The organism is Bacillus sp. RC242 (assembly GCF_044908245.1).
Classification (GTDB): domain Bacteria; phylum Bacillota; class Bacilli; order Bacillales; family Bacillaceae_G; genus Bacillus_A; species Bacillus_A mycoides.
Genome location: NZ_JBIYCZ010000014.1, coordinates 95,525 through 120,677, shown reverse-complemented (window position 1 = coordinate 120,677; position 25,153 = coordinate 95,525). Strand labels below are relative to the sequence as shown.

The window sequence follows — 25,153 nt, the reverse complement described above, 5'->3', positions numbered from 1 at the left end:
ATTCTCCCCTCTTTCTTTACAAGAAGAGGATGAGTACTCTCATCCTCTCACTCTTACTATTTATCATGAGAAATAAAGTTTCATTTTACTTCTCTTGTTTTTGACCAATCCATTTTTCATACAATTTATCGTATTCTCCATTCGCTTTCATATCTTTTAATAAACTATTAATCTCTTTCGTTAAATCGTCTGCACCTTTTTGTACTGCAATTCCATACGGTTCATCCGTGAAAATTTTCCCTACAACTTCATAATTAGAATCTTGTTTTGCCATTCCGTAAAGAATCGCATTATCTGTAGTTAAAACATCGCCTTTACCTGCTTTTAACGCTGTAAATGCCTCACTATAATTCTCAAACTCTAATACTGTTGCTTCTGGTGATTTTTGGCGAATGTTATTTGTAGATGTTGATCCTTTTACAGCTAATACTTTAACGCCTTGTTTTATATCATCAATGCTCTTAATATTGCTTCCTTTTTTCACAAGTAACGATTGTCCTGCTTTAAAATATACATCTGAGAAATCTACTTCTTTTTTGCGTTCTTCCGTAATTGTCATTGTCGCAATAATTGCATCAATATCACCATTTTTCAGCATCGGAATACGTGTTTTAGACGTTACTTCTTTCAGCTCTAGTTTCTTTTCATCACCAATAATTTTTTTCGCAAGTGCCTTCGCGATATCAATATCGAATCCCTCTACTTGCCCTGTTGAAGGGTTTTTCAATCCAAATAAATTCGTATCATTCTTCACTCCAACTACTAACTTCCCGCGCTTCTTAATTTGCTCAACAGCTCCGCCTTGCTTCGTATTCGTTTCTTTCGCCTCGTCTTTTTTCCCCCCGCACCCAGCAACAATAAACACGAATAAACATGAGAATACGATTAGGGTAAACAACTTTTTCATCTTAAGCATGAAATTCCTCCTTTAATGATTTAATACCCGGCTTAAAAATAGACGTGCTCTTTCTTGTTCAGGATTTGCAAAAAATTGTGATGGTGTTGTATCTTCGATAATTTGACCGTCATCCATAAATAAAATTCTATCTGCTACCTCATGTGCAAATCCCATCTCATGTGTGACGACGACCATCGTCATTCCTTCTTTAGCCAGCGCTTTCATAACATCAAGCACCTCTCCGATCATCTCTGGATCAAGAGCGGACGTAGGCTCATCAAATAGCATAATTTTCGGTTGCATCGCGAGCCCTCTAGCAATAGCTACCCTTTGCTGTTGACCTCCGGATAATTGATGAGGGTATACACCTGCCTTCTCCGAGATTCCTACTTTCTCTAAATAAACCATCGCTGTTTTTTCTGCTTCTTCTTTTGAAGTTTTATTTACTTTAATTGGTGCTAGTGTAATATTTTGCAGAACTGTTTTATGTGGGTATAAGTAAAAATGCTGGAAGACCATACCAATATTTCGGCGTAATTCATTCATATCTGCTTTTTTATTGTGTACATCTGTATTTTGTACGATTAACTCTCCATCAGTAATCGCCTCTAACTGATTTATACACCGAAGCAATGTACTTTTTCCTGATCCTGAAGGACCAACAACTACTACCACTTCACCTTTTTTCACTTGCACATTAATATTTTTCAAAACTTGGAAGTTACCATAATATTTATTTACATTACGAAACTCTATCACCATACTCCCCCCTCTCCTAAACAAAGCATGTACATTCTTTTTATATTCAAAAATAGGCAAAAAAATAACTTTCATCTTCATTTTGTCCATAAAAAAGAGCAAAGGGATTTCCCTTTGCTCCTTCATTTCTATTCTCTTAAGATACTTCTTCTTTCTTGTCTTTCCCGTATTCATGCTCCCAGAAATCAGCATTTTTAATTCCTAATTTCTGCGGATCGAATACTGGATCTTTTCCTTCTTTTTTCTGCTTTTCATAATCCTTTAATGCGATCAATGCCGGTTTTTGTAATAATAGAATCGCAATAATGTTAACCCATGCCATAATTCCTACACCAATATCTCCTAAAGCCCATGCTGTTTCTGCTGTTTTTACACAACCGTAGAATACAACTCCTAAGAATACAAACTTTAGTACGATAGACATCCAAGGACGGTCTTTATCACGATTTAAGTAAGCTATATTCGTTTCTGCAATGTAGTAATAAGCCATAATTGTTGTAAATGCGAAGAATAGTAAAGAGATTGCTACGAAACCGTTTCCAAATCCAGGGAAAACAGATTCTACTGCTGCCTGTGTATAACCAGGACCTGGCTGTGCACCATTTAATTTATTGACGATAAAGTTTTTTCCGCTTGCATCAAATACGTTATACATGCCTGTAATAATCATCATAAATGCTGTTGCTGAACAAACAAATAATGTATCAATGTAAACGGAAAATGCTTGTACTAACCCTTGTTTAGCTGGATGCGATACTTCAGCTGCTGCTGCTGCATGGGCCCCAGTTCCTTGCCCTGCTTCGTTTGAATAAATACCACGTTTTACACCCCAAGAAATTGCTAAACCAATAATCCCGCCAAAAGCTGCTTCTAATGCAAATGCACTTTTTAAAATTAACATGAAAGCGTCTGGTAATTTTTCAATATTCATAGCTACAATTACACAAGCTACTAAAATATAGCCAAGTGCCATAAACGGTACTACAACTTGCGCTACGTTAACAATTCGCTTAACTCCACCAAAAATAATAAGTGCTAATGCCGCTACTAATACCGCCCCGGATACAGAAGTATTAATACCAAAAGCTGTTTCTAGACTTACAGCAATACTATTCGCTTGAACACCTGGAAGCAGCATTCCTGTTGCAAGAATTGTCGCTGCAACGAATACTAAAGCGTACCATTTAACACCTAGTCCTTTTTCAATGTAATAAGCAGGTCCACCGCGGAATTGTCCTTGATGTTTCGTCTTATATATTTGTGCTAATGTAGATTCTACATAAGCCGATCCTGCTCCTAAAAAGGCCACCGCCCACATCCAAAAGACAGCTCCTGGACCACCAAAGGCAACAGCCGTTGCAACACCTGCAATATTTCCTGTTCCAACGCGCCCTGATAATGAAAGTGCTAAAGCTTGGAACGAAGAAACACCCGCATCCGATTTTTCCCCTTGAAATGTAAGTTTCACCATTTCTCCTACATGTCTTACTTGTAAAAATCTTGTTCGAATGGAGAAATATAGACCTACTCCTAAACATAAATAGACAAGTGCTGGACTCCAAACAATATTATTTATCCAACTTACGATAGCTTCCAACTTTCCCCCTCCTTCTTTATAAAGAATATTCAGAATATATATAAAATTATAAGTGTATACCGAATCTATAACAATATTATTTTAATAAAATAAACATATTTTTGTATAAAAAAACAAAGTATATATTTATTTTATATACTTTGTTCCCTTATCTCTGTATTATATATTCACTATTGCCTCTTGCTTTATAATTCTTTCATACAACTCATCTGATAACTTTTGAAAATCCTCTGGCATATCTTTCCCCTTAAATTTCTTTTGAATCGTACCGTATAGGCCTATATCACGTAACCGTAAAAATAACGGTAACGATTCATACCAACTATCCGCCAGCCTGTGCTCATATTCGTACCCCTTTCTTAACACTTGTAACTGTTTACGAGCAAATTCCGTCTTTTTCTCCAATGTCCACGGTGTAAAAAGAACAGAGTAATAAAGAACCATTGCCAAATCATGAATGAAGTAATTATAGGCAGCGTCATCAAAATCAAAGATTGTTAGCCCTTTTCCATCATAATGAAAGTTACCTGGATGAATATCACCATGCATAAGCCCGAATGTTTCTCTTTTAACCGGAAGAGCCTTTATTTCCTCCATTAATACAGTGGCAATCCCTTTCACCTTCTCATCTTCTAATCTATTAACAATGCTACTTTCATCCTCTTCCCACGTATCACGGTAGTCTGTTTTAGGATAATCCATTGTAAGGCGGTGCAGCTGTCCAATCGCTTTTCCCCACGCTTCAAAGTAAGCATCTCCCCAATAAGGCGATTCTTCTCCTTTTACTTGCTCACCTTGTGCATATGTAAATAAAGACGCAAAAAAGAAAGTGCCATCTTCCGCTCCAATTTCTTCTACAAGGTTTTGAGATATTGAATTACGAGGTCCCGCCACTTTTGCCCCATGCTCCGCAACATACCGTAAAAAATCTAGTTCGGCCTCTACCTCTTTTTTAGAACGATGAGAAGAATGGGTTAAGCGTAATACGTAACCTTCATTATTTTTACCCTTCGCCTTAAAAATATAATTTTCAAAATCACCAAGTGGCTTTTCTTCCACCGTTACATGATATACCTTTGCTGCTCTTGTTAAAATCTCTTTTGTAAAAACACGTTCTACCGCTATTTCCATTTGTATCCCTCCTATATATCTTCTTAATTCGACATAAATGTAAGAAGTACTGCTATGAAATTAAATAGTGCGTGTGCAATCATAGCCGATAAAATAGAATTTGTTTTTTCATATAACCACGCGAATACTACACCGCTTAAAAAATTCACCGGTAATGTGTTATATGTTGGAATATGAACAACGGTAAATATTATTGAACTTATAATCACCCCGCCCAATATGCCATATCTATCACGAAAAAACGTATAAAAAACACCTCGATATAAAATTTCTTCATAGATTGGTGATATAACTGCTGCTCCAATTACCGCGATACAGAACGCATATATTGATTTATCATTTTGGATCGTCTCCGTTTTACTATTTTCGAAAGAAATCCCCAGTTTCTCCATTATCATTAATACTCCAACACTCACTACAATCAAACAAATAACCGCTACAAATGTCCACCATAAATCTTTCCATGAAAGCTTCCGAATTCCAATATCTTTCCACGACAGTTTATATCTTTTTATGCAAAAAAGATAAACTACAAATGTAAATATCACTGCCATTATAAGTCCCATTAATACTCCAGCATATAATGAGTTCCCTAGTATTTTTAAAGCATAATCGTAAAAAAGAGATTCAATCATTACTGGTACAATCAGAAATACGAAAACAAATAAATATAAAATTTCTTTCCATCCCCACATACATTTTAAAGTCATCTACACCATCCCCCTATATCCTATTTTCTTTAGTATAAAAGATGACGTAACGTAACTTTCAAGCTACTTTTTTTAAAAGAATATAAGCATAATTTTTTCATAAAAAGCAAAAATTAACAGTGATAATTCAATTCTAAAAGGGTGGGCCTTATGACAGAGCAAAGCAATAACCAACAAAAAAATAAAACGAAGCATATGTTTCCATCACTTCCGGAAAATATTAATTACATTGAAAATAAGCTCTGTCATTCAGATGATATAAAAAAATTAGATGTCCCTTTCCAAAATGGAAAAGGAACAATTATATATATCGAATCTTTAGCAGACCCAAATTTAATTCATCAATTAGCTCTTGAACCATTATTAACTCGATCGGATCTGTCTTTAGATAAAGCTTTTGCCACATTAAATATGAAAAAAGAAACAAATTTAAATTATGGTGTGCAGCTTTTATTACAAGGTAAATCTTTATATTTTCATGAACACGTCGACAGTTTTTGTATTTTCGAAACAGCTCTATCTTTAAAGAGAGATATAACAGAACCTGATAATGAAGGGATTGTCCGTGGACCGCATACTGGTTTAGTAGAAGATTTAGCAACCAATTTAGCTTCTATTCGTAAACTCATAAAAAGTCCACATGTCGTCGTTAAATATTTCACACTCGGTGAAGAAATGCATACGAAAGTGGCAATTGCTTATATGCAAAACATAGCTAATGACGATCTAGTTACAGAAGTAAAAAGAAGGTTAGAAACGATTAAGACAGATGCACTTATGCCTCCAGGATATATACAAGAATTTATAGAGGATACGTCTTTCTCACCCTTTCCGCAACAATTAAATACAGAGCGCCCAGATAGAGTCGCAGCAAATTTAATGGAAGGACGAGTTGCTATTTTATCTGATGGAGATCCAACTGCACTTATCGTTCCTGTTACGTTATTTGCTTTCTATCAATCACCAGATGATTATAATAACCGCTGGATTGTCGGTTCTTTCATCCGAATGATTCGCTTAGTCAGTTTCTTGATTGCCTTTCTCTTGCCCGCTATATATATCGCAACAGTTGCTTTTCATCCTGATGTGTTGCCGCTCGAACTTGTTTATACGATTAAAGCTTCATTAGAAAAAGTGCCACTTCCTCCTATTTTTGAAGCTCTCTTAATGGAATTAATCTTTGAATTATTACGGGAAGCTGGTATTCGCTTGCCAAGCCGAGTTGGACAAACAATCGGTATTGTAGGTGGTTTAGTAATTGGTGATGCAATTGTAAAAGCCGGTCTCGTTTCTTATACAATGATTATCGTTGTAGCTTTAACTGCAATCTCATCTTTTCTTGTTCCATCAAATGATATGAGTTCCGCAGTTCGGATTCTTCGTTTTCCGTTAATGCTCCTTGCTGCCATATTCGGCTATGTAGGAATATCATTCGGTCTCATTATAACTTTCGTTCATTTATGCCAGTTACATTCATTTCATACCCCCTATCTTTCTCCTGTTGCTCCGATGCGGATAAAAGATATGAAAGACTCTTTTGTACGACTACCAATTTGGTCATTTTGGGAACGACCACATGATTCAAAACCGAAAAAAATGCAACGACAACATGTAACGAGAGAGGATGAGAACGGTGACAAACACGCAAAGTAAAATTTCACTTGTTCAATTTACCTTTTTCGTTATTCAATGCCAAATCGGAGTTGGTATACTTTCTCTACCAAACCGTCTTCACCCAATAGCGAAAGGTGGCGGATGGATTTCTGCTCTCATCGCTGGTCTTGCAATTCAACTTATTATTTTACTTATGTGGCTTTTCTTAAAACGATTTCCTGATGCAGATATGTATGAAAGTGTTTGTATGCTATTTGGGAATAAGTTTGGAAAACTATTAGGTTTTGCTTATGTTTTTTATTTTACCCTTATCGGTATGACGGTTATGTTAAATGCTTGTAATGTCATTAAAGTTTGGATATTACAAGCAACTCCTTGGTATGCCACCCTCATGCTATTTACAATAGCTTGTTGTTACATAGCTTATAATACGTTCAAAGTCATCGTACGGTTTTACGTCATGGCTTCTATTCTCATTTTACCAATGGCTCTTTTAATTGCCCTAGGGCTTACACGAGCTGATTTTTCTTACATTTTTCCAATTACAGAAGCCGGATGGTGGAATATTATTCAAGCATCAAAAGAAACCATTACAGCTATGTATGGTTTTGAGATTATTCTTATCGCTTTCCCAAAAGTAAACGGGAGTTCTGTGGCAAAACTGAAAGCAATTTCTATCGCTAATGGATTTGTAACTCTTTTTTATACTTTTACTGTTTGGATTTGCTTTATCGTATTTAGTCCAAAACAAGTTGAACTTATTCCAGAGCCAGTTGCTTACTTATTGCGTTCTCTGCATATTGGGATTATAGACCGAACCGATTTACTATTCATCCCAATATGGATGATAACTGTTGTAGCTTCTATTGCTAGTTATTACTGTGCCGCTTCTATAGGAATTGGACATATCTTCAATCTGGCTAATCATAAAAAGGCTGTTCCAATCGTTGGTATTATTGCTTTTAGTGTAGCCCTATTTATAGATACACCTGAAGAATTAAAAGTAATTGCAACTTTTACTGATAAGTTCACGTATATTTTCATAGTTGTCCTCCCTCTTTTATTTCTACTTTATTCAGTAATAAGGAATAAGAAAGGAGAACAGTATGTTCCAAAAAAGAGTTAAATTACTTTTTATATTATGTACTAGTGCATTCCTTTCTGGCTGTTGGGATCAAGAACCATTAAGAGAAGCGAGATTAGCTTATAGCATTGGATATGATATTACGGAAGAAAATAAACTTCAGCAAACGCTTGAACTCGTAAAAAGTTCAAGCGGAGAGCAATCTTCATTCGAGAATGAAATACATTCAGCAAACGGGCATAACATAAGGGATACAAGCGATGCCCTAAAAAAAAATGTGACTGGGAATATTCGCTATTTTAAATATGGTGTTCAATTACTAGGAACCAAAATTCTAAAAAAAGGTATACTCCCCTATTTAGATGTCAGCTTTCGGGACCCAACAAACCCAACTGCTTTAGTAAAACTTATTGCAGTAGATGGTGAAACATCCGAGATACTAGAAAAAAAGAAGGTAGGAAATTTACTAATTGGAGATTTTCTAAAGAAAAAAGTGAAAAGCTTAGAAGATATGAGTGTATTTCCAAAAGAAACTTTAGAAACAGCTGCTACAAAAATGTTAGATCCCGGTAAAGACTTTACCCTCCCTTCTATAAAAATAAAAGGAAAAGAAGTAATTACAAACGGGTTAGCTTTATTTAACAACGATAAATTAACTGGGCATTTACCTTTGAAACAATCTGTTCTATTCGTGTTATTAACCGGAAAAATGGGAACAAGTGCCCGTATAACCCAAAAACTTACTAGCGATGAATCAGAGAAGACATCTGATTATTTAACAATGGAAGTGAGCAATCGGAAACTAAAAAGAGACTTGAATATAACGACTGACAAAAAAGGAAATGTTTACGCTCATCTAAAACTAAAGCTACAAGTAATCGCTCTTGAAGCACCGAGAGATAATCTTTATAAAATGGGAGAAAGAAAAAAACTAAACAAAGAATTATCTAAGCAGCTCACAAAAGAAGCAAAACAAATAACGAAAAAGCTACAAAAAGCAAATTGTGACGCTTTCGGTATAGGTAGAAATCTTATCGCTTATCATCCAGAGTTATGGAAGAAAAAGAATTGGAATAAAGATTATGCAAAGGTAAAATTTAAACCGGAAGTAGAAGTAAAGATTTTATATAGTGGCGTCTTAAAATAAAAAGGTTGGACGCCCGCCGGCATCCAACCTTTTATTTCATATAACGATATACAATTGACTCATACGGTCTTAAGTTAAGATTGGTAATATCTTTACTTGAATCTTTGTAATTTGATAATAATACTTCTTGTTTCATACCATCTAATTGAACATGAACTGGTACAGAATACGTTATTTCTTCTCCATAGAAGTTATTTATAACAAGTAATACTTCATTATTTACAGTACGTGTATACGCCCAAATGCTAGGATGATTTCCATCTAAAATAGCATATTTCCCTTCTGTAAGGACATCGTATTTTTTTCTAAGTTCAATTAGCTTTTTATAATGATAAAATACAGATTCTCTATCTTCTAATGCCTTCTCTACGTTTATTTCTTTAAAATTTTCAGCCACAGAAATCCAAGGTGTACTTGTTGTAAAACCACTGTTCACCTCTTCATTCCACTGCATCGGAGTACGGGAATTGTCACGAGATTTTTGTTTTAAAATCCCGATAATCTCTTTTTTTGATAATCCTTCTTCTAGCTTTATATCATATATATTTAACGACTCTACATCACGATATTGCTCGATGGACTCGAATTTAGGATTCGTCATACCGATTTCTTCACCTTGGTAAATGTAAGGCGTTCCTTGCAACATATGCATAGCTGTCGCTAACATTTTCGCAGATTCATTTCGGTACTTCTCATCATCACCAAACCGTGAAACGATACGAGGCTGGTCATGATTACACCAGAATAACGCATTCCATCCTCCGCCCTTTTGCATTTCAATTTGCCAATTAGACATAATTTCTTTTAATTTAATGAAATCAAAATCAGCTTTCGTCCACTTATCACCATTCGGATAATCTACTTTTAAATGATGGAAACTAAACGTCATGCTTAGTTCATTGCGCTCAGGATTCGAATATTTAATACAATTATCAATTGTCGTAGATGACATTTCTCCAACTGTAATTACATCTTTCCCTTCAAAAACATTTTGGCTCATCTCTTGTAAATATTCATGGACGCGTGGACCATCTGTGTAATATTTACGCCCATCACTTGTAGCAGTGGTGCCTTCATCACTTAAAAATCTTTGATCTTTTGAAATTAAGTTAATAACATCAAGGCGGAATCCTTTTACACCTTTCTCCAACCAAAAGCGCATCATATCGTACACTTCTTCACGAAGCTTTTCATTTTCCCAGTTTAAATCAGCTTGCGTCTCATCAAATAGATGTAAAAAATATTGCCCTGTTTTCTCATCATATTTCCAAGCAGATCCTCCAAATTTAGACTGCCAATTATTCTTTTCATCACGCCAAATATAATAATTTCGATACGGACTATTCTTATCTTCTTTTGCTTCTTTAAACCACTTATGCTCCGTTGAACTATGATTTACAACGATATCAAGCATGATTTCAATGTCACGTACTTTCGCTTCTTTTAAAAGCTCTTCAAACTCTTCCATCGTCCCGTAAGATGGATCAATGCTGTAATAATCACTTACATCGTATCCATTGTCATTTTGTGGTGATCGGTATATCGGTGTTAACCAAATATAATCCACTCCAAGTTCCTTTAAATAATCTAATTTCTCTGTAACTCCCTTTATATCACCGGTTTCTTTATTATAGTAACTATTAAAGCTCTTCGGATAAATTTGATAGACTACACTTTTATGCCAATCTTTCATGCTTAATTTCCTCCTACTTCTGTTTTACTCGTTTCGCAAATAACCATGTTAATGTAAATGGAATTACTACTGCGATTATCATCCCTACAATAAACATTGGAATCGATTTCGGAATGATAGAAATAAATGCTGGCAATCCGCCAATTCCGATTGCTGGTGCTAATACACCATTTAATGTAATAAATATCGCTGCTATAGCAGACCCAATAATCGCTGCATAGAACGGGAATTTATTTCTTAAATTCACACCGAACATCGCTGGCTCTGTAATACCGAAGTACGCTGAGATTGCTGATGTTGATGCCATACTTTTATCATTTTGATTTTTAGAAATCCAGAACATCGCTAGTGCCGCACTACCTTGTGCAATGTTAGAAAGAGCAATCATCGGCCAAATAAATGTACCGCCGTGCTGTGCAATTAGCTGCAAATCAATTGCAATAAACATATGATGCATTCCTGTAATTACGAGCGGTGCATATAATGCTCCAAATAATACTGCTCCAAGTACTGGTACCGTTTCATATACGCCAACTAATCCAGCCGTTAATAAATCACCAATATGACGTGTAACTGGACCGATAATTCCTAACGCTAATACACCTGTTACAACGATTGTTGTAATTGGTACAACTAATAATTGAATTGCGTTTGGCACATGTTTCTTTAAGAAGATTTCAACTTTACTTAATACGAATGCTGCTACTAAAATGGGTAAAATTTGACCTTGATACCCTACCTTTTCAATTTGGAATAGCCCTAAAATATCGAAGTACTCAATCTTTTGTCCCTCTAAACCAGTCGCTGCTTTTCCATAATCCCACGCGTTTAATAAGGCCGGATGCACAAGCATTAATCCCATAACAATCCCTAGTATTGGACTACCACCAAAGCGCTTCGTTGCTGACCAACCAACAAGTGCCGGTAAGAATACGAATGCTGTATTGGCCATCATATTAATTAAATCCCAAAGCCCACCTAAGTTCGGATATACTTCTAATAAATTTTTCCCATCAAAAAATAAGTCCTTTGCCCCTAACAGATTATTAATCCCCATTAGTAAACCTGCCGTAATAATTGCTGGCAAAATCGGCATAAATACATCTGAAAATACTTTTACAAACTTTTGAACTGGATTTAATTTTTTATCCCCTGAACCTTTTACGTCAGCTACTGTCGATTCTTCCATACCTGCAAGCGTTATCAATTCAGCGTATACTCGATCGACATCACCTGGACCAATTACAATTTGAAATACCCCAGCGTTATGAAACGCTCCCTTTACTAATGAAACAGACTGTAATTTATCATTATCTATTTTATTTTCATCTTTTAAAGCGATACGTAGCCTCGTTACACAGTGCGCAGCTTGTTCAATATTGTCTTTCCCACCAATATACTGCAACACTTCTTCTGCTGTTTTACGATAGTCTTTCCCCATATTCCCGTCCCTCTTTTCTTTTTTTGATACCGTTTACACTTACATATTAACTCGTATATATAAGTTAGTCAACACTCGTATATATAAGTTGATGATTTTTTTATAAATAAAGAGATGGAACGATTATTTCGCTCCATCTCTTTATTTTCTTCGCGCCACATCCGAAAAGTGAAAAATATCTAAGCGGTGACGTGATTCCGTATATTCGAACTGACTCCCATCGTATAAATGAGTAAAGTTTTTTACAACGACAACATAGTCTGTTCCATTTAAATCTAAATACTTTCGGTCATCATCTGTACATGGCTGTACTTCAATTACCCTCTGTGAATAGCTAATATGTAGTCCTAATTCTTTTTCGATGTATTTATAAATCGATGCAGTTGCAATTTCTCTCGTTAATCCTGGAATATATTCCGATACAAAATGGTTTATATCTAAAATTACTTTTTCTCCATCAATATTTCGTACGCGTTTAATATGATCTATTTCCGTTTTTTCTTTCACATTTAATAACTTTGCTACATCTTTCGTCGCTTTCATTTTCTCTATTTCCACGACTTCTGTAATACAGTAACGTCCTAAACGTTCATTTTCTTCTTGAAAACTTACAATACCACCAAAGTTAAATTCAATGTTTTTGCGCTTTAATACAAAAACACCTTTTCCGTGTATTTTTTGAACATATCCACGCTCTTGCAATAAATCTACAGCTTTTCTTACAGTACCCCGGCTTGCCTCGTACTGCTTCATTAATTCCGTTTCTGATGGAATTTTGCATCCTTCTTTTAATTGTTTATTATCAATAGACTTGCTGATTTCTGTATAAATTTGTTCATACTTACTCATCATCTACAATAGCCCCTTGTCACCTTCTAATTCTATATGTATTATACCACGCTATACTCTTCTGCCAATCTCTCACTTATTTTCCAGTACAAGAAAACTATAGGTAAATATTTAGTCCCTAAAACGTATTTTTATAAATTTTTTAATATTTTTCTTTTCATTCAAAAAAACATATAGTATACTAACTTCAAAATCAGAGGAGAAAGGGAGCAAAGAACTATGCTTACTTATACAACTGTAGTTACATTTGCACAAAAACATCATCATCATACTTAACCCTTGAAACCTAGCGGAAAAATTACGCGTAGGTACAAGGGTTATTCCCGTTGTACCTACGCTTTGGCAAAGAGCCATGTAGGTATTTTTTATCTACATGGCTCTTTTTTTATTGCCAAAAATGCTAGTAAAAAATGATGTTTAAGCAAAACTTACTACAAAGGAGTTAACAAAAATGGAAACGAAAAAATGGGGATTATGGATTTTAATAGCTTTTGTTATCGGGAATATGGTTGGTGGCGGTGTATTTATGCTTCCAGCAAACTTAGCGCAAGTATCAGGTCCAATGGGATCTACACTTGCATGGAGCATTACAGGACTGGGTGTATTTATGATCGCTCTCGTATTTGGTAATTTAGCAATTCGTAAACCAGAATTAACAGCAGGACCACAAAGTTACGCCCAAGCAATGTTTACTTCCCAAAAAGCAGGTAAAGTTGCAGGATATAGTATGGCTTGGGGGTACTGGGCTGCTAATTGGGCTGCTACAGCATCTGTAATTATTTCCTTTGCAGGATATTTATCAACCTTCTTTCCTGTTTTACAAAGTAAGCAAATTCTCTTTTCAATAAATGGATTTTCACTAGAGCTCGGAAAAGGATTAACTTTCATGGTATGTAGCCTTATGTTATGGGGGATTCAATATATTCTGTCTCAAAATATTGATAGAGCCGGAAATATGAACCTTCTTGCTACCATTGCAAAGATTATCGGATTTACAATGTTTATTGTTATTACATTATTTATTTTTAATGCCTCTAATTTCGGGGACGGTCAAACATTTATGAATGAAGCTGGACAACCTATTTCGTTGGGGGGACAAATAAATTCAGCAGCTATCGCAACACTTTGGGCATTTATCGGTATTGAGTCAGCAGTTATGCTCTCTAACCGCGCAAAATCTCAGCGCGATGTTAAGAAAGCTACGATTTTCGGATTAATTATCGCTCTTCTTATTTACATGGCAATTACTCTACTCACAATGGGCGCTCTCTCGCAAGATGCTTTAAAAGAGTCTCAAAAGCCATTAGTAGATGCTTTAAATTTAGCAATTGGTACTAAAGGTGCTTATATAATGGCACTACTTGCGCTCGTATCTTTATTTGGATCTACTGTAGGCTGGATCGTTGTTAGCTCAGAAGTACCTTACCAAGCAGCAAAAAAAGGACTTTTCCCTAAGGTTTTCGGAAAAACGAATAAAAAAGGAAGTCCTTCAAAATCATTATTTATTACAAATGTGATGACACAAATTTTCTTATTTTCGACGATTTCTGGTACTGTTTCAGAAGCATATAATTTCGCTATTGTTGTAGCGACATTAGCATTTTTAATCCCGTACCTTGTTTCTACCTTGTACCAGTTAAAATTAGTTATTACGGGGGAAACGTATGATATAATGCCTGGATCTCGAGTAAAAGATGGGATCATTACTGCATTAGCATTTTTATATTCCTTATGGGTTATTAAAACGGGAACTGCTGATTTAAAAACATTCTTCTTAGGCATTGGTTTGTTTGTATTAGGTCTTCTTCTTTATCCAGTTTTAATGAAAGATTCACAAAAAAAACAATAAAAAAGAGAAGCTTTTCGCTTCTCTTTTTTTATTAAAAATCAGTTAATAATTTTTCTTTTAGTTCCCCTATATCTAACGGTTTCGCATAATAAAAACCTTGTACAAAGTCGCAACTCATTGATTTTAATAAACTTTCTTGTTCTACCGTTTCTACCCCTTCAGCAACCACGAATAAATTTAAACTATGGGCGATTTCAATAACCGATTTTACAATCGTTCGCTCTGGTTGTGCATGATCATAATGAAACTCACGAATAAAATTACGATCAATTTTCACAATATCAAGTGGTAGTTGTTTTAAATAATATAATGAGGAATACCCTGTTCCGAAATCGTCTAAAGCGATTAAAATTCCCATACTTCTTAATTCTTGTAATGTAGCAATAATATAATCAAAATGACGTACAGCTATACTTTCTGTTATTTCTAATATTAAACGATTTGGCGGAAACCCTGTTCGCTTCAATATACTACGAACAGATAAAATAAATCGCTTTTGCATCAATTGTTGTATTGATAAATTAACAGATAACTTCAGTCCCTCTTGATAATCTGGTAAAGTTTTAAACAGTCGACATGACTTTTCTAGTACCCAGTCTCCTAGTTTTATAATAAGTCCACACTCTTCAGCTACAGGGATAAATTCACTTGGCGAAATAGGACCTTCTTCTGTCTTACAGCGTACTAAAGCCTCATTACCAGTACATTTCTTTGTTTTCAAATCAATAATGGGTTGTAATGCCACTTTTAATTCTTCGTCACGAATCGCTTTTTGCAAAGCAAATTCTATTTTCATTCTACGGTTTATTTTCGCACGTAATTCATCTGTAAAGAAGCACGCCACATTTCTTCCTTGCTCTTTCGCACTATACATGGCTAAATCCGAATTTTTTAATAACGTTTCAACGTCTTTTCCATCTTGCGGATAGGAACAAAGTCCTAGACTAGCTGAAATATATACTTCATGACCTTCAAGCATAAATGGCCTTGAAAGCATGACAACACGGATGTCGCTAACTGCCTCATCTCATCATGTGTATGAGTTTTTGTTAACAGTACAAATTCGTCGCCACCAAGCCTAGCTAGAACATCTTTCTCTCCTAGCACATAATGCAACCGTGAAGCAACTTCGCTTAAAAGTAAATCTCCTATCATATGACCTAACGTATCATTCACTAATTTAAAACGATCTAAATCAAAGTAAATCATGCCAAACTCTATTTTCTCTGCAATCATCTTATTTACAGTCGTAATTAACTGTAAACGGTTCGGTAAACTTGTTAACGCATCATGATAAGCAAGTTCCCTATAACGACTTTCGCTTAATCGTAATCTTTGTTCTGCTTCTTTCCTACTACTTATATCATTTCGAATTGCAATAAATTGATAAGGTTCTCCCTTTTCATTTAAAAATGGAACAATTGTTGTTTTAACCCAATAATACGAACCATCTTTTGCTTGATTTCGAATTTCCCCCGTCCAAACTTTTCCACTCAAAATACGCTTCCATAGGATTTGAAAAAATGCTTTCGGATGATATCCGGAATTTAAAATACGGTGATCTTTTCCTATTAACTCTTCTCTTTTATATTTTGAGATTTTACAAAATTTATCATTCACATATGTAATAAGACCATTTCGGTCTGTAATAGCAACAATTGAAGACTCATCTAATGCTAATTTTAAATCTTGCAATGAAGAGTCATATAATGCATGACCTCTTTGTTCTAGCATGCGCACCTCTCCTTGCTTCCTATCTGACTAAAACACAACTCGTTTCTCTTCATAGAAATAGAGATATTTCATTTTCTAACAATACGCCTTTACATAAAATGAAACTTTAATCAGTGGGGGGGTGTCCATCCCCCACTGATTATTAGCCTTCACCAATCGGGCTTTTATCTCCCACCTAACTTCCTCACATTCACCGAATTTTGAGGTGGGAGTCTTACTGCCCGTTAATGCGGGATAAATCACAATTTTTTTCTAAATAGGCCGATTAAAATAACATAATATTATTTATAAAAAAAAGCAATATGGTGCTGTTTTAATTATAGTAGAAGCTTCTCATCTCTCTACTTATCTAAGCTTATTATACAGTATTCTCTTACATTCTTTGAATTTGTAAAGTGACAATTTCATCACTATTAGCCTCTGCTCCCTACTAATACGACCTCACACCTAACCTCTTTTATTTCATTAAATGTTAAGATGTAAATCTAACTGCCGATACATAATGAAATAGAGATTAATATACAAAATGCAACGATTCACGAATACTAATATAAAGTGAAACTTTAATCAGTGGGGGTTTTACTACCCACAAATAGCGGGATAAAGCCAAAATTTGCATTTAACATATTGAATTATAATAACAAAATATTAACATATTTTCACCTTGTTTTTGGAAATATTTTATAAATAAAATATTAAACTAAAAAAGAGGATATCCTCTTTTTTAGTTTAATACTGATATGGTATTTGCTGATAACCCGGGTATGGCATTGGATATGGTGCTGGATATGTTACTGGGTACGGTGCTGGATAGTAGCCTCCACCTGCTGCACCCGTTAATGCGCCAGCTGTAAGCCCACCTAACATGCCTCCAGCAAAACTTCCTGGGAAAAATCCTCCGCCCCACGAGCCGCCACCCCAGCCCCATCCACCACCGTGATGATGATGATGATCATAATGATTGTGCCCACCATGGTGATTATGTCCGCCATTATGATGGTGCCCTCCATGATTATGACGATAATACAATCCGTTATTTTCTATATAATTCATTATTTCCCTCTCCTTTCCATTTCCTCACCTTAATAAGAAGAATTCGCGTAATATGGATAACCATATCCTGGGCTTCATAATGCACCTGCTACAAATCCAGGAAAGAAACCTCATTCCCTTTCCTATATAAGAGGCAAGGGTTTTGTCCCTCCTACACTGATCATTAACCAGCAAATAGCGGGATAACAACGTAACAATATACTGTATGTAGGACAAATGCGGAAAGTATAGGACAAATGTCTATATTTTGTAAAAAAAACAAAACACTTTATAATAAGGATGTCAGATTATATCTTCTATTTAAGAAGTCTATATTTAAGAAAGATTAGAGGAATTATATAGAAATGAAGAAACCTATCGTTCAATTATTATTAATATTTACAATCGTATCTATCGTTCTTTTCCTATTAAATACATCGGTTATTTCGTTATATACGTTTGTTGGTGCTCTATGGTCCATCACAATCGTAGGAATTTCATTCGTTATTTTTATCGAAAATAGATCACCCCAAAGCACCTTAGCGTGGTTTTTAGTATTAGCACTTCTTCCTGTTGTAGGTGTACTTTTATACTCTATTTTCGGGCGTAGCCGTTGGAGAAGAAAAAAACATCTTCATCGTTCAGAAGAACAAAGAAAATTATTCCGCGAAATATTAGAAGGAAGACGACTAGAATTATCACTCACAGTCCCATTACATGAACGTTCTATACATTTAACAGAAGTCGTACAAAAATTCGGAGGCGGGCCTGCCGCGGATAGAACGACAACAAAACTTTTAACAAACGGTGATCAAACCTTTTCAGAAATTTTGACCGCAATCGAGAATGCAAAACATCACATACATATTCAATACTATATTTATAAATCTGATGAGATTGGTAAAAAAGTACGCGATGCTTTAATACAAAAAGCAAAAGATGGTGTTATTGTACGCTTCCTTTATGATGGACTCGGAAGTAATACGTTAAGACGACGATTTTTACAACCTATGAAAAAAGTTGGAATTGAAATTGTCGAATTTGACCCTATTTTTTCAGCTTGGTTACTCGAGACAGTTAATTATCGTAATCACCGTAAAATCGTCATTGTAGATGGAGAAATTGGTTTTACCGGAGGGCTCAACGTCGGTGATGAATATCTTGGTCGCTCAAAAAAATTCCCTGTTTGGCGTGATAGTCATTTAAAAATAGAAGGAAAAGCATTGTATAAATTACAAGCCATCTTTCTAGAAGATTGGCTTTATGCGTCTAGTGGATTGAATACTTATTCTTGGGATCAATTTATGAATAGACAATACTTCCCAGGAAAAGAAATTCCGGATGCAGAAGGTGCGGTGCAAATTGTAGCAAGTGGACCAAGCTCAGATGATAAAAGTATTCGTAATACATTACTAGCTATTATGGGCTCAGCCAAAAAATCTATTTGGATCGCTACACCATACTTTATTCCGGATCAAGAAACTTTAACATTATTACGCCTAAGTGCAATATCTGGCATAGATGTACGTATTTTATATCCTGGTAAGAGTGATAGTATTATTAGCGATCAAGCATCTCAATCCTATTTCACTCCACTTTTAAAAGCTGGTGCTTCTATTTACAGTTATAAAGATGGATTTATGCATGCAAAAATTGTACTCGTTGATGATACAATTGCAACAATTGGAACAGCAAATATGGATGTACGTAGCTTTGAATTGAATTATGAAATTATTAGCGTACTATATGAATCAGAAACCGTTCATGATATTAAACATGATTTTGAAGAAGACTTTAAACACTCCAATGAAATTAAATGGAACTCGTTCCAAAAAAGAAGTATCAAAAAAAGAATATTAGAGTCCTTTATGCGACTCATTTCTCCTTTACTATAAGCAATCAATGTGATATTGATTGCTTTTTCTTTTATATTTCCCCCTTCTCCTTTTCTTTGCATACCATATTAAAACAAGTTATCATAAGATGTATTACTTTATGAAAATAATGTTAGGTGGGAAATACATGTTAGAACAATTTCATATACATTCTGATTTAAAACAGCAGCTTTCTACAATTCATGAAAAGAATAAACAAGAAGCTGGTGAAAATGCACATTTAATTGGCAAGAAAATATATAAAGCATCTGATAACAGCATTATTGAAGATGCCATTACAGCACTTTTACTTGGTAAAAACATTCTATTAAAAGGGCCAACTGGTAGTGGTAAAACCGTACTAGCAGAAACTCTTTCTTCTTTATTCCAAAAACCAATGCATAGCATTAACTGTTCTGTCGATTTAGATGTGGAAGGTATTTTAGGATACAACACATTACAAACGAAAGACGGAGCATCTGAAGTTACGTTCGTTAACGGTCCTCTTATGAAAGCAATGAAGAACGGTCATTTCTTATATATTGATGAAATCAATATGGCAAAACCTGAAACGTTACCACTTCTTCACGGCGCATTAGATTACCGTAAAATGATTACAAACCCATTTACACAAGAAGTTGTATACGGTGATGACGAATATCGCGTAATTGCTGCGATTAACGAAGGTTATGTTGGGACAAGTGAACTAAACGAAGCGTTAAAAAACCGTTTCGTTATTATTGAAGTTCCTTACATTCAAGGTGATACATTAAAAGAGCTATTACTATCTGAATCAAAATTAAATGATGTTGCAACAATTGAAAAGTTCGTTGCATTCGCAAGCGATCTTATGCCTTTAGCTCGTGATGGGCGCGTAAGTGAAGAAGCCGCTAGTATTCGTGGCATTATCGATGCATGTGATTTAGGTGTATATATTCCTGTTATGCGTGCAATTGAACGTAGTATTATCGCAAAATTAAACGATGAAACAGAACAAATGACTGTCCGTGAATTAGCAGAAAGTTATTTCTTTGAGGGATAATTCATGAGACAAATTTTTAGTGACAAAAAAATTGATGCGTCGCTGTTTCTACAAATGGAAAACTTAATGTATGCTCTTCTAAAAGAAGACGATGCCTATCTTGAGTATGGCTATAAAGCATACTACGACGAAATTGAAAAAAAGGTTGTCATTAGTCACTTTTGGGATGATCGAAAAGAAGAGGATACAGTAATCGGATTAAAAAGCGAAGTGTTCTTAAAGGCACTTGGTAATAAACATTACTCGGACATGACTTTAATTCGTTCTTATGCGATTGAGTTACAAGAATCGCCTCTAAAAAAGTTTTTAACACAATTATTTGTTCTATTAGAAGATTTACGTGTTGAGGAAATCGTCAAAAATTTACGTCCTGGCACAAAGCATATTTTTAAACGCCGAAAAGAAATGTATCGCAATTACTTTGGCTCACAAAATGAAATAAATCGTGTTCGTAATTATCACGGTGATCGTCTATTTTGTCTATGCTATCTTTCATTAACGAGTGATAAATATGAAATGTTTAATAATGAATATTTCGAGCAAATTGAATCAATTTTGCATGAAACATTCCAAGCTCGTAATACGGAAGATATTATGTATATTGTTGAGAAAATTCGCTATCGTTTAGAAGGACTTCTTGAAAGTGATATGCTTAATAATTATTTCGGACATGCACCGCTTTATTTATCTGTTATTACAGATGAGAAAGACAGTCGCGCTGAAAAATTAGCAAATGATGATACGCAGCTCCTAGATGACGATGATAACAAAAACAAAATGGATGAAAGCTTCTCGACATGGCACCGTGAAAATAAAAACAATGAAAACGAGAACTTTTTACGCTTTGATTTAGAAAGCGGAACAAAAACAAATATGATGGGTGATACTGCTCGTGAATCAGAAGATGGTGACCAAGCACTTGGTTCTGTACAAGGTACTTCCCAAAAAAGTACACAATCTAACTTTGATGGTGCTGATACAGAGGAAACAAGAGCGTCTCATGCTTCTAGCCAAAACGACGGTGCATACGGCAAGTATAATGTGGGAGCTTCTCATACATTTAAAGAAGCTCGCAAATCGAATACTGATGAGAAAAAAGATTACCAAGCTATCAAATCAGTCGTTAATAAAGATGTAAAAGAATTAAAGAAAATTATCGAAAAAACAATTGAAAACAAAACGAATGCAAACAGTGATAAATATTACGGAAGGCTTCGTAAGAAATTCCTTCGTATTTATACTGAAAAGCAGCCGCGTATGTTTTATAAAAAAGGACAAGAATCACAAGAGCTCGACGTTGCATTCCAACTATTAGTGGACTGCTCTGGTTCTATGTATAACAAAATGGAAGAAACGAAGAAGAGTGTGGTCCTATTCCATGAAGCTTTAAAATCTTTAAAAATTCCGCACGCTATTAGTGGATTTTGGGAAGATGCTTCTAGTGCTAAGCCTGAAGATAAACCGAACGTTATCCATGAAGTTGTTACGTATAAAAACTCAACGTTACCAAACGTCGGTCCAGAAATTATGCAACTTCGCGAAGAAGAAGATAACCGCGACGGGTATATTATTCGTATCGTTTCCGAAAAGCTTGCGAAAAGACCAGAAAAACATAAATTCTTACTTGTCTTTACAGACGGTGAGCCTTCTGCGCTAGACTATCAACAAGACGGTATTTTAGATACGCATGAAGCTGTCAAACTTGCTCGTAAAAGTGGTATGGAAGTAATCGGAATCTTCATCGAAGAAGGCGAAGCGAAAGAAGCAACTTATCAATTAATGAAGAACATTTATAACCATCACTTCTTAGTTGCAAATCATGCTGAAGATTTACGCCTGAAGATTAAACCATTGTTGAAGAAACTATTACTGAAGACGATTGAATAGAAAACAGGAGCCTTGTGGCTCCTGTTTTTTCGTTCACTCACTTTGTTTCTGGTTGAAACTTGTATGGAATGGAAACTTCTAATAATAATTCGAACCCTCCATCATAGTATGGGAATCGCTCATTCGCGATTTTTCTATCTACCCACTCGATTGCGGAAATTTCTCCTTCATCTTCTGCACGAAGTTCACCTGTTACTACATTTGCTCGGAATGTAAAAAATAATGCATGATGTCCTTTCTCTTCAAAAAACTTCTCATTTATTGCAACAAGCCCACCTGCTGTAGCAGTTAAACCTGTCTCTTCTTTCACTTCTCTTACTAGTGCTTGCTCTAACGTTTCTCCTTTTTCAACAGCCCCGCCTGGCAATGACCAAACGTTTTGTTCTATATTATGTACCATTAATATTTTATCTTTTTCGCTATCGTGTATTAGTGCATATACGACATCAACTCTTTGCATGTTGCTTTTCTCCCTTCCTAAAATAATTAAGAGCCAATTCCTAAGAATCGGCTCTTCCTATTAATTCATTACTAACTCAGATGCGAGCTTTTTTTTTAACTTAGCCAGCATATCAGTTGTCATTCTGTCTAAATCATATTCTGCCTTAAAGCCCCACTCTTTCATTGCTGCTGTTGCATCAATAGAGTTCGGCCAGCTATCAGCGATTGTTTGACGAGCTGGATCTACTGCGTAATCCATTGTAAAGTTCGGAATGTGTTTACGGATTGATGCTGCAATTTTCTCTGGTTCAAAGCTCATTGCTGTAATGTTAAACGCATTTCTATGAACTAGTTTATTTGGATCAGCTTCCATTAATGAGATGATTGCTTGTAAAGCATCTGGCATATACATCATGTCCATGTATGTTCCTTCTGCAATGTATGAGGTGTATGTACCTTTTTTAATCGCCTCATAATAAATTTCAACTGCATAGTCAGTTGTTCCGCCTCCTGGAGGAGCTACGTAAGAAATTAAGCCTGGGAAACGTACACCGCGCGTATCAACGCCAAACTTTTGATGATAATAATCACATAATAATTCTCCTGCTACTTTGTTTACCCCATACATCGTAGTAGGACGCTGAATTGTATCTTGTGGTGTATTATCTTTTGGCGTTGATGGACCAAATGCACCGATAGAACTTGGCGTGAAAAACTTACAGTTTAATTCACGTGCTGCTTCTAATGCATTTACAAGTCCGCCCATATTTAAATTCCAAGCAAATAATGGATTTTTTTCTGCAGTTGCTGAAAGTAAAGCCGCTAAATGAATAATTGTATCTACTTCATTACGCTTTGCAATATCATGTAATTTTTGTCCATCTGTTACATCTAACGTTTCAAATGGACCAGACGTTACTACTTCACTATCTGTTTCACGAATATCAGTTGCAATAACGTTCGATGCGCCGTATACATCACGAAGTTTCATTACTAGTTCAGAACCAATTTGCCCTAAAGAACCGGTTACTAGAATTTTTTTCATTTTCCCCACTCCTCATTTGCAAGCTATTCAAAAGATGTCGTTACTTAAATGATACCCATTTCTTTCCCTACTTTTTCATACTTACGAATTGCTTTATCTAACAGTTCTTTCGTATGAGCTGCTGTAGGCATATTACGAACGCGTCCCATTCCTTTTGCTACAGTTGGGAATACGATAGATTTTGCGTATACGCCTTCTTCATTTAGACGTTTACTAAATTCTTGTGTTAATACTTCATCACCAATAATACAAGGCGTAATTGGTGTCTCACTTTCTCCAATGTTAAAGCCAAGTTCTTTTAACCCTTGTTTTAAATAGCGACCATTTTCCCATAAACGATCGTGTAACTCTGTGCTTTCCATTAGAATTTCAATTGATCTCATACAAGCAGCTGCATCAGCTGGTGTTAAAGCTGTTGAGAATAAGAATGGACGTGAACGCACTTTTAACCAATCGATTAAGTTTTGTTTCCCAGCTACATATCCACCAATTACCCCAATTGCTTTTGATAATGTACCGATTTGGAAATCAACTTTATCAGAAAGACCGAAATGTTTTACAGTGCCTGCACCTTTGCCAAGTACACCTGAACCGTGTGCATCATCTACATATGTCATTAAATCCAGCTCTTCTGCAATTTCAACAATCTCTGGTAATTTTGCAATATCTCCATCCATTGAGAAAACACCGTCTGTAATAACCATTAATTTATTATAAAGACCTGATTCTTTTGCCTCGATTGCTTTTTTGCGTAAATCTTCCATATCAGAATGCTTATAAACGATGATTTTCGCTCTTGATAGACGACTACCATCAATAATAGATGCATGGTTTAATTCATCTGAAAGAATCGCATCATTTTTATCCATAACAGCTGAAATCGCTGCCATATTACAGTTAAATCCTGATTGATAAGCAATTGCTGCTTCTGTATGTTTAAACTTTGCAATTGTTTCTTCTAATTTAATATGCAAATCTAAAGTACCGTTAATTGTACGAACAGCTCCTGCTCCAACGCCGTACTTATGAATTGCACCAATTGCTGCTTCTTGTAAGCGATTATCAGTCGCTAATCCAAGATAGTTGTTTGAAGATAAGTTAATATATTCTTTTCCGCCAATTGTAATAATCGGTCCATTTGGACTTTCAAGCGGATCAATTACGTTATAAAGCCCCTTTGATTTTAAATCCTCTAAATTTTCTTCTAAAAAGTTTGCAAGTGTTTTACTAGACATCGTGAAGCCTCCCATCGTTCATGTAAGCGGATTATTATCTTAATAGTTCTAATAATCCCTCTACTAGCTTAACACGTTTTCAGAATTTATT

The 25,153-nt window shown here is 35.3% G+C and carries 19 protein-coding genes and 1 pseudogene; 7 read left to right on the top strand and 13 right to left on the bottom strand.

What is annotated here, in order from left to right:
- Window positions 1-85: 85 nt before the first annotated feature.
- From glnH to ABH957_RS22870, 5 genes are all read right to left on the bottom strand, one after another.
- Window positions 86-916, bottom strand: coding sequence for a glutamine ABC transporter substrate-binding protein GlnH (glnH, locus tag ABH957_RS22890; RefSeq protein WP_404512266.1), 831 nt, complete (start codon window positions 914-916; stop codon window positions 86-88).
- A 12-nt stretch (window positions 917-928) separates the two neighbouring features.
- Window positions 929-1,783, bottom strand: a complete 855-nt coding sequence (locus tag ABH957_RS22885) for an amino acid ABC transporter ATP-binding protein (RefSeq protein WP_309473018.1) — start codon at window positions 1,781-1,783, stop codon at window positions 929-931.
- 10 nt (window positions 1,784-1,793) lie between these two features.
- Complete coding sequence (locus tag ABH957_RS22880; protein ID WP_002010512.1) at window positions 1,794-3,254, bottom strand: alanine/glycine:cation symporter family protein; 1,461 nt, start codon at window positions 3,252-3,254, stop codon at window positions 1,794-1,796.
- Window positions 3,255-3,413: 159 nt separating this feature from the next.
- Window positions 3,414-4,385: a phosphotransferase enzyme family protein gene (locus tag ABH957_RS22875; protein ID WP_404449030.1), complete on the bottom strand. Its 972-nt coding sequence runs from the start codon at window positions 4,383-4,385 to the stop codon at window positions 3,414-3,416.
- 23 nt (window positions 4,386-4,408) lie between these two features.
- Window positions 4,409-5,095, bottom strand: a complete 687-nt coding sequence (locus ABH957_RS22870; protein WP_113937901.1) for a CPBP family intramembrane glutamic endopeptidase — start codon at window positions 5,093-5,095, stop codon at window positions 4,409-4,411.
- A gap of 150 nt (window positions 5,096-5,245) precedes the next feature.
- Here ABH957_RS22870 and gerKA point away from each other — a divergent pair, with 150 nt between their 5' ends.
- Genes gerKA through gerKC form a run of 3 tightly spaced genes read left to right on the top strand, consistent with a single transcriptional unit; the run spans window position 5,246 to window position 8,940 of the window.
- Window positions 5,246-6,748, top strand: a complete 1,503-nt coding sequence (gene gerKA / locus ABH957_RS22865; RefSeq protein ID WP_113937900.1) for a spore germination protein GerKA — start codon at window positions 5,246-5,248, stop codon at window positions 6,746-6,748.
- Complete coding sequence (locus ABH957_RS22860) at window positions 6,729-7,835, top strand: GerAB/ArcD/ProY family transporter (RefSeq protein ID WP_000185782.1); 1,107 nt, start codon at window positions 6,729-6,731, stop codon at window positions 7,833-7,835. Before gerKA ends, ABH957_RS22860 begins: the two co-directional genes overlap by 20 nt.
- Complete coding sequence (gerKC, locus tag ABH957_RS22855) at window positions 7,816-8,940, top strand: spore germination protein GerKC (protein WP_088038493.1); 1,125 nt, start codon at window positions 7,816-7,818, stop codon at window positions 8,938-8,940. Before ABH957_RS22860 ends, gerKC begins: the two co-directional genes overlap by 20 nt.
- Before the next feature lie 31 nt (window positions 8,941-8,971).
- Here the strand turns inward: gerKC and treC are convergent, their stop codons facing one another.
- From treC to treR, 3 genes are all read right to left on the bottom strand, one after another.
- The gene (treC, locus tag ABH957_RS22850; protein WP_002188285.1) at window positions 8,972-10,633 is read right to left on the bottom strand and encodes an alpha,alpha-phosphotrehalase; all 1,662 of its coding nucleotides are present in this window, start codon (window positions 10,631-10,633) and stop codon (window positions 8,972-8,974) included.
- 13 nt (window positions 10,634-10,646) lie between these two features.
- Window positions 10,647-12,074, bottom strand: a complete 1,428-nt coding sequence (treP, locus tag ABH957_RS22845; RefSeq protein ID WP_002063769.1) for a PTS system trehalose-specific EIIBC component — start codon at window positions 12,072-12,074, stop codon at window positions 10,647-10,649.
- 141 nt (window positions 12,075-12,215) lie between these two features.
- Complete coding sequence (gene treR / locus ABH957_RS22840; protein WP_002063767.1) at window positions 12,216-12,926, bottom strand: trehalose operon repressor; 711 nt, start codon at window positions 12,924-12,926, stop codon at window positions 12,216-12,218.
- Window positions 12,927-13,374: 448 nt separating this feature from the next.
- Here treR and ABH957_RS22835 point away from each other — a divergent pair, with 448 nt between their 5' ends.
- A complete protein-coding gene (locus ABH957_RS22835; RefSeq protein WP_404449034.1) occupies window positions 13,375-14,772 on the top strand; it encodes an amino acid permease in 1,398 nt (465 codons plus the stop codon).
- Window positions 14,773-14,803: 31 nt separating this feature from the next.
- Here ABH957_RS22835 and ABH957_RS22830 read toward each other — a convergent pair.
- A pseudogene (locus ABH957_RS22830) lies at window positions 14,804-16,506 on the bottom strand (putative bifunctional diguanylate cyclase/phosphodiesterase).
- A 729-nt stretch (window positions 16,507-17,235) separates the two neighbouring features.
- Window positions 17,236-17,559, bottom strand: a complete 324-nt coding sequence (locus ABH957_RS22825) for a hypothetical protein (RefSeq protein ID WP_016097214.1) — start codon at window positions 17,557-17,559, stop codon at window positions 17,236-17,238.
- Between the two features lie 344 nt (window positions 17,560-17,903).
- On the opposite strand from ABH957_RS22825, the gene ABH957_RS22820 reads away from it, so the two are divergent.
- From ABH957_RS22820 to ABH957_RS22810, 3 genes are all read left to right on the top strand, one after another.
- Window positions 17,904-19,433, top strand: a complete 1,530-nt coding sequence (locus tag ABH957_RS22820; protein ID WP_404512264.1) for a cardiolipin synthase — start codon at window positions 17,904-17,906, stop codon at window positions 19,431-19,433.
- 127 nt (window positions 19,434-19,560) lie between these two features.
- Window positions 19,561-20,454, top strand: a complete 894-nt coding sequence (locus tag ABH957_RS22815; protein WP_000892986.1) for an ATP-binding protein — start codon at window positions 19,561-19,563, stop codon at window positions 20,452-20,454.
- Between the two features lie 3 nt (window positions 20,455-20,457).
- Window positions 20,458-22,341: a vWA domain-containing protein gene (locus ABH957_RS22810; protein WP_404512263.1), complete on the top strand. Its 1,884-nt coding sequence runs from the start codon at window positions 20,458-20,460 to the stop codon at window positions 22,339-22,341.
- A gap of 37 nt (window positions 22,342-22,378) precedes the next feature.
- On the opposite strand, the gene ABH957_RS22805 is transcribed toward ABH957_RS22810, so the two are convergent.
- From ABH957_RS22805 to ABH957_RS22795, 3 genes are read right to left on the bottom strand one after another with little or no spacing between them, the layout of a single operon-like run.
- Window positions 22,379-22,801: an NUDIX hydrolase gene (locus tag ABH957_RS22805; RefSeq protein ID WP_113937893.1), complete on the bottom strand. Its 423-nt coding sequence runs from the start codon at window positions 22,799-22,801 to the stop codon at window positions 22,379-22,381.
- A 60-nt stretch (window positions 22,802-22,861) separates the two neighbouring features.
- Window positions 22,862-23,827 carry an L-threonine 3-dehydrogenase gene (locus tag ABH957_RS22800; RefSeq protein ID WP_113937892.1) on the bottom strand — a complete coding sequence of 322 codons (966 nt, stop codon included), beginning with the start codon at window positions 23,825-23,827 and terminating at the stop codon, window positions 22,862-22,864.
- Window positions 23,828-23,871: 44 nt separating this feature from the next.
- Window positions 23,872-25,062: a glycine C-acetyltransferase gene (locus ABH957_RS22795; RefSeq protein WP_404512261.1), complete on the bottom strand. Its 1,191-nt coding sequence runs from the start codon at window positions 25,060-25,062 to the stop codon at window positions 23,872-23,874.
- Between the last annotated feature and the right edge of the window lie 91 nt (window positions 25,063-25,153).